At 68.3% G+C, this 5463-nt stretch carries 6 protein-coding genes and 1 pseudogene; 4 read left to right on the top strand and 3 right to left on the bottom strand.

Going from position 1 to position 5463, the window contains the following annotated elements; genetic code table 11:
• On the top strand, positions 1-354 hold a 354-nt coding region (locus FW784_RS12290; protein ID WP_149353627.1), incomplete at its 5' end, for a PhzF family phenazine biosynthesis protein.
• 7 nt (positions 355-361) lie between these two features.
• Here FW784_RS12290 and FW784_RS12295 read toward each other — a convergent pair.
• Positions 362-790: an OsmC family protein gene (locus tag FW784_RS12295; protein ID WP_149353628.1), complete on the bottom strand. Its 429-nt coding sequence runs from the start codon at positions 788-790 to the stop codon at positions 362-364.
• 289 nt (positions 791-1079) lie between these two features.
• Here FW784_RS12295 and fusA point away from each other — a divergent pair, with 289 nt between their 5' ends.
• Positions 1080-3107 carry an elongation factor G gene (gene fusA, locus FW784_RS12300; RefSeq protein WP_149353629.1) on the top strand — a complete coding sequence of 676 codons (2028 nt, stop codon included), beginning with the start codon at positions 1080-1082 and terminating at the stop codon, positions 3105-3107.
• A gap of 55 nt (positions 3108-3162) precedes the next feature.
• Here the strand turns inward: fusA and FW784_RS12305 are convergent, their stop codons facing one another.
• Together FW784_RS12305 and FW784_RS12310 are read right to left on the bottom strand one after the other, a co-directional pair.
• Complete coding sequence (locus FW784_RS12305; RefSeq protein ID WP_149353630.1) at positions 3163-3918, bottom strand: glycine zipper 2TM domain-containing protein; 756 nt, start codon at positions 3916-3918, stop codon at positions 3163-3165.
• A gap of 117 nt (positions 3919-4035) precedes the next feature.
• On the bottom strand, positions 4036-4494 hold the full coding sequence (locus FW784_RS12310; RefSeq protein WP_187770798.1) for a CHRD domain-containing protein: 459 nt from the start codon (positions 4492-4494) through the stop codon (positions 4036-4038).
• Positions 4495-4637: 143 nt separating this feature from the next.
• Here FW784_RS12310 and FW784_RS12315 point away from each other — a divergent pair, with 143 nt between their 5' ends.
• Together FW784_RS12315 and FW784_RS14670 are read left to right on the top strand one after the other, a co-directional pair.
• Positions 4638-5201 carry a YceB family lipoprotein gene (locus FW784_RS12315; RefSeq protein WP_149353632.1) on the top strand — a complete coding sequence of 188 codons (564 nt, stop codon included), beginning with the start codon at positions 4638-4640 and terminating at the stop codon, positions 5199-5201.
• Positions 5170-5463, top strand: a pseudogene (locus tag FW784_RS14670) (hypothetical protein); the annotation flags it as partial. The gene FW784_RS12315 and the pseudogene FW784_RS14670, both read left to right, overlap by 32 nt.

Consider the following 5463-nt stretch of genomic DNA (forward strand, 5'->3'; position numbering starts at 1 on the left):
CGCTCGCTGGAACCGGCCTGGGGCGCGATCTCGCAGCTCGCGCAGCGCACCGAGAGCATGGGTGTCTGCGCGTTCGCGCGCGCCGACAGCGGGACCGGCTATGACCTGGTCGTGCGCGCGTTCGTCGGAGCGCCCGCCCAGTTCGAGGACGCCGCTTCCGGTGCGGCCAACGCCACGCTCGCCGCATGGCTCTCCCAGAACGACCGCCTGCCCGGCCGCGACGGCCGCTACGTGGTCAGCCAGGGGCGGGAAGTCGGATACGACGCAAGCCTGCAGCTGCGCGTCGACGACGCCGGCGACGTGTGGTCCGGCGGCCACGTGCGCACTGTGGTCACCGGCGCAATCGACTGGTGACTGCCGCTCAGTCCTGCACGTCAAGCGAGATCGGCACCGCGGCCAGCACCTTCGAAATCGGGCAATTGGTCTTGGCGTCCTCGGCGTAACGCCGGAATTCGTCCGCCGACACGCCCGGTGCCTGCCCGCGCACCGTCAGCTTGACCTGCGTGATGTGCGGGCCGCCGTCCATCGAAAGCTCGACGTCCGCCCGCGACTCGATGAAGGTCGGCGGGTGGCCGGCCTCGGTCAGCTGCGCCGACAACGCCATCGCGAAGCAGCCGGCATGCGCGGCGGCGATCAGCTCCTCGGGATTGGCTCCCTTTTCGTCGCCGAAGCGTGTGTTGAAACCGTAGCGCGTGTCCTTGAACACGCCGCTCTGCGGGGTATTGAGCCGGCCCACGCCGGATTTCAGGTCGCCCTCCCAGCGGGCGGTGGCATGACGGGTGATGGCCATCGGCGACTCCTAGTGTGCGGAGGCCGCAGCGTAGTCAGCCCGACGAAAACGACCGTGACGGGACGATCGCCACCGCTTGTGCAGCGCAACGCGACGGCTGAACGGGCGCGCGCTATCGTGCAACCAGCCCCGCCATGACGGACCGCCGCGCGCCTGCGCAGGCGCGCTCGCGGACAGCCATGACGGCGCATCGACCGGGCCTCCCGAGGCCTTCGATGCGGCCGGACATGACGCCTGTACGACGCCGCGCCCGACGGCTGCTCCCCTCCCCCCACAGGAGCTCCCGGCCATGGCTTACAGCACAGAACAGATCCGCAACGTGGCCCTCGCGGGCCATCCCGGCGCCGGCAAGACCACGCTTTTCGAAGCCCTGCTGCATGCCGGCGGCGCGATCCAGGCGGCAGGCACCATCGAGCGCGGCAACACGGTGTCCGACCACGACCCGGTGGAGAAACAGCGCGGCCATTCGATCGACGTCGGCATCGCCAGTACCGACCACGCGTCCATCCACGTCAACCTGATCGACACGCCCGGTTATCCCGACTTCCGCGGCCCCGCGCTCTCGGCGCTGGCGGCGGTGGAAACCGTCGCGGTCGTGGTGGCGTGCGACGCGGGCGTCGAATACGGCGCCCGCCGGATGATGGAGTACGCGAAGAATCGCGGGCTCTGCCGCGCCATCGTCGTCAACAAGATCGACCACGGCAGCTGCGGCGACGTGCTCGACGCCGTGCGTGCCGCGTTCGGCCCGGAGTGCCTGCCGCTCAACCTGCCCGCGGACGGCGGCGCTCGCGTGGTCGACTGCTTCGGCACGAACGAGGGCGAAAGCGACCTGGGCCCCGTCGCCGAATGGCACCAGAAGATCATCGACCAGGTGGTCGAGATCAACGAAACCGTGATGGAGCATTACCTCGACCTCGGCGAAGGCGGCCTGGGCGGACAGGAACTGCACGACGCGTTCGAGCAGTGCCTGCGCGAGGGGCACCTGGTGCCCGTGGTGTTCTGCTCGGCGCGCACAGGGGTCGGTGTAACCGAGCTGCTCGAGGTGGCCGAACGCCTGTTCCCGCACCCCGGCGAAGCCAACCCACCCGCGTTCGTGAAAGGTTCCGAGCCGATCGAGGCGCGACCTGACCCGGACGCTCACGTCATCGCCGACGTCTTCAAGATCGTCAACGACCCTTTCGTCGGCAAGCTCGCGGTCTTCCGCGTGTACCAGGGCACGGTGAAGCGCGACACGCAGCTCTTCGTCGACGACAGCCGAAAGCCGTTCCGCGTGGCGCACCTGTTCAAGCTGCGAGGCAAGGAACACGTCGAAGTCGACCAGGCACTGCCGGGCGACATCGCGGCGGTCGCGAAGATCGAGGAATTGCATTTCGACGCCGTGCTGCACGACAGCCACGACGAGGACCAGATCCATCTCGCGCCGCTCGCGTTTCCGCGCCCGATGTTCGGCCTTGCAGTCGACGCAGCCAGCCGTGGGCAGGAGCAGAAGCTCGCGACGGCGCTGCACAAGCTCGCCGAGGAGGACCCCTGCTTCCAGGTCGAGCACATCGCCGAGACCAACGAGACGATCGTGCGGGGCCTGTCGGACCTGCACCTGCGCGTCAACATCGATCGGCTGCGGGAGCGCTATGGCGTCGAGGTGAAATCGCGGCCGCCGCGCATCGCGTATCGCGAGACGGTTTCAACGCGGGCCGACGGGCACCATCGGCACAAGAAGCAGACGGGCGGCGCCGGCCAGTTCGGTGAAGTGTTCCTGCGCATCGAACCGCTCGATCGCGGTGGCGGGTTCGAATTCGCCGACGAGGTCAAAGGCGGCACGATCCCGGGACAGTTCATCCCGGCCGTGGAGAAAGGCGTGCGGCAGGCGATGTCGACGGGCGCGCTCGCCGGTTATCCGCTGCAGGATGTCCGCGTCACGGTGTACGACGGCAAGCACCATCCGGTGGACAGCAAGGAAGTCGCGTTCGTCACAGCCGGCAAGCGCGCATTCGTCGACGCCGTACTGAAAGCGCGGCCGCAGGTACTCGAGCCGATCGTCGATCTCGAGGTCGTCGCACCGGAGGCGCACATGGGCGACGTCAGCGGGCATCTCGCGGGCAAGCGCGCACGCATCGTCGGCACAGACGGCGCGCGTGGCGAAGTCTCGGTGAAGGCGCAGGTGCCGCTGTCGGAACTCGAAGGGTTCGCCGCAGAGCTGAAGTCGATCACCGCCGGCCGGGGGCGGTATTCAATGGATTTCAGCCACTACGAGCCCGTGCCCGCGAGCGTGCAGCAGAAGCTGGTCGAGAGTTACCGGCCCAAGGCCGAAGAGGACTAGCGACAAAAGAAAAGGCCGGCGATTGGCCGGCCTTTTCGGTTACCGCACTTGTCGCTTACTCGGGGCGAACGTCGACCAGCACGCGGATGCGGCTGCCCGGGTCGTAGGTGGTGCGGGTCGTGTAGTTGCGCCCGCCGTACTCGTAGGTCACGTCATACATCGAGACATTGCGGCCGCTCTGGTAAGCGTTGTCAGTCATCGGATCGCAGGAGACGACGCGGCCCACGCGCGGCGGGTATTGGGTCTGGCGATGCGCGTTTTCGTAGACCTGCCTGCCCGCGATGCCACCCACCATGGAGCCGATCGCCGACGTCGCGTAACGCGCACTGCCGCCACCGACCTGGCTGCCGACCACCGCGCCCACGATTCCGCCGATCACAGTCGCAGCCGTGCTGCCACCCTGCGTGGCCTGTCGCGGATAGCCGTATTGGTCACGGGCGTACGGATCGCGGCCGTAAGCATCGCTGCCATAGCCGTTGCTCGCGTAGCCGTTGTCCGGATAACCGTCGCCGTTGCGATCGTTGGGGTCGTAGTAGCGGCCGTTGCTGTTGCTGTAGCCGGAATACGTGCGGCTCTCCGTGCAGCGCTGCCCGCCGGTGCCGGCCGCATAGGCGCCGCGTGAGTCATAAACGGGTGTGACGCGCACGACGCGGGCGTAATCGGAGAACGCGCCCTGCGACGAATAGCCTCGGTTGGAATAGCCGCTATTGGAATAACCGTTGTTCGCCGGATATGAGGAGTACTGCGCCGACGCCGTACCGGCCACTGCAGTCAGGGCGAGCGCGAGGACGGTGGCGGTGAGGTGCTTCATGGGGTGCTCCTGACGCCGGGATGGCGCATCTGCATCCTCGGGTCGGGGCTATTACCGCTTCCTGAACCCGGTAAGTTTCGCGTTAAACGCTCAGCCGCGGTTTACTCGCGGCGAACGTCACGGGCCGTTGCTGACAGTGCCCAGCGTGCGCGCCTGCGTCAGGAGCTGCGCGCGCAGGAAGCCGTCGGGATGTTCGCTGGTGTGGAGCACGATGTAGCCCCCCGACGCCCGCAACTGCTGCGCGACGATCGGCGTCAGCTCGACGCGGCCACCTATGACGCGCGCCTCGTCACCGCTGGCCGCCACGTCCATCCGCGCCACCTGCTCGGTGTTGGCGCCGGCGCTGCCGGTGTGCAACGTCGCCGATGTCGGATGCTCGACCAGACCGGAAACCACGAGGTCCACGCGAACGCGTCCGTCGTCGTCGATCACAGCGCGCGCTTCGCCCGTCGGCGGACGCACGTCGGCGGCGGGCGCGCGGACCAGGTTGAACACGCCGCGCATGTGGATGTCCTGCGCCACGGCTGAGACGGGAATCGCGCAGACCAACGCGATCAGGGGGAGAAGGCGGCGCATCAGTGCGCTCCGGAGCGGGGTGGCGAAAGCGTCGCCACAGCGTTGCGCGCGGGTCGTGAAGATGCCCCGACGCGCGCCGGGCCGCTGACCTTGCATTCACTTTCGGGCCTTCAACGTGCCCCCACTGTTCGTGGAGGCCTTCCATGCGTCGTTCCCTGCCTGCCCTCGTCTTCGCCGCATCCGCCGCCGTGTTCCTGGGCACGGCCTGCTCCACCGTCGGCACGCTGCTGGGATCCGACACGATCAGCTTCAGCCAGCCACAGATCCAGGCGCGGCTCGCCAAGGGTTTTCCGCGGGACTACCAGAAGCTGGGCGGCCTCGTCACGCTGACATTGATGAATCCGCGGCTGTCGATTCCTGCCGGCGAGCGCCGCCTGCGGGTCGACTTCGATTTCGCCGCCGGCGCGCTCGGGCATGCCAGCCGAACGCCGGACGGTTCGTTCACGCTCACCAGTTCGCTGCGCTACGATCCAGCGACACGCGGCCTGCATCTCTACGAGCCGCGCATCGAGAGCGTGGAAGCGGGCGCGCTCGGCGGCCGGATGGCTGACACGTTCCGCTCCGCGCTCAACGACTGGCTATCGGACTGGTCGCAGAAGGAACCGATCTACCGGTTCGATGATTCGCTGATCGGCCGCCTGGGCGCGCGCCGTGTCGAGGGGACGAAGATTGAGGATGGGCAGGTGGTGGTCAAACTCGGCGAGTGATCGCGGCGTAGCGCGCGCGGCGCTCGCGCTCGTGCTGCCGCTTGCACTCGCGGCATGCCGCGGACACGACAGCGCGACGTCGCCGGAAGCGGTCCCCGCGGTCGCGGACGACGACACGCCGACCGGCACCTTGCCGGTCCCGGAAGCAACCCCCGGCAGCAGCGTGACGGGCATGCCGACATCGCCGCCGCCGGTCGCGGCAACCCCGGGTGATGCAGTGGCGGCGACGTCGCCACCGGCGGCCACGGAAACGGTGGCGCCG

Source organism: Cognatilysobacter lacus (assembly GCF_008274655.1).
Classification (GTDB): domain Bacteria; phylum Pseudomonadota; class Gammaproteobacteria; order Xanthomonadales; family Xanthomonadaceae; genus Cognatilysobacter; species Cognatilysobacter lacus.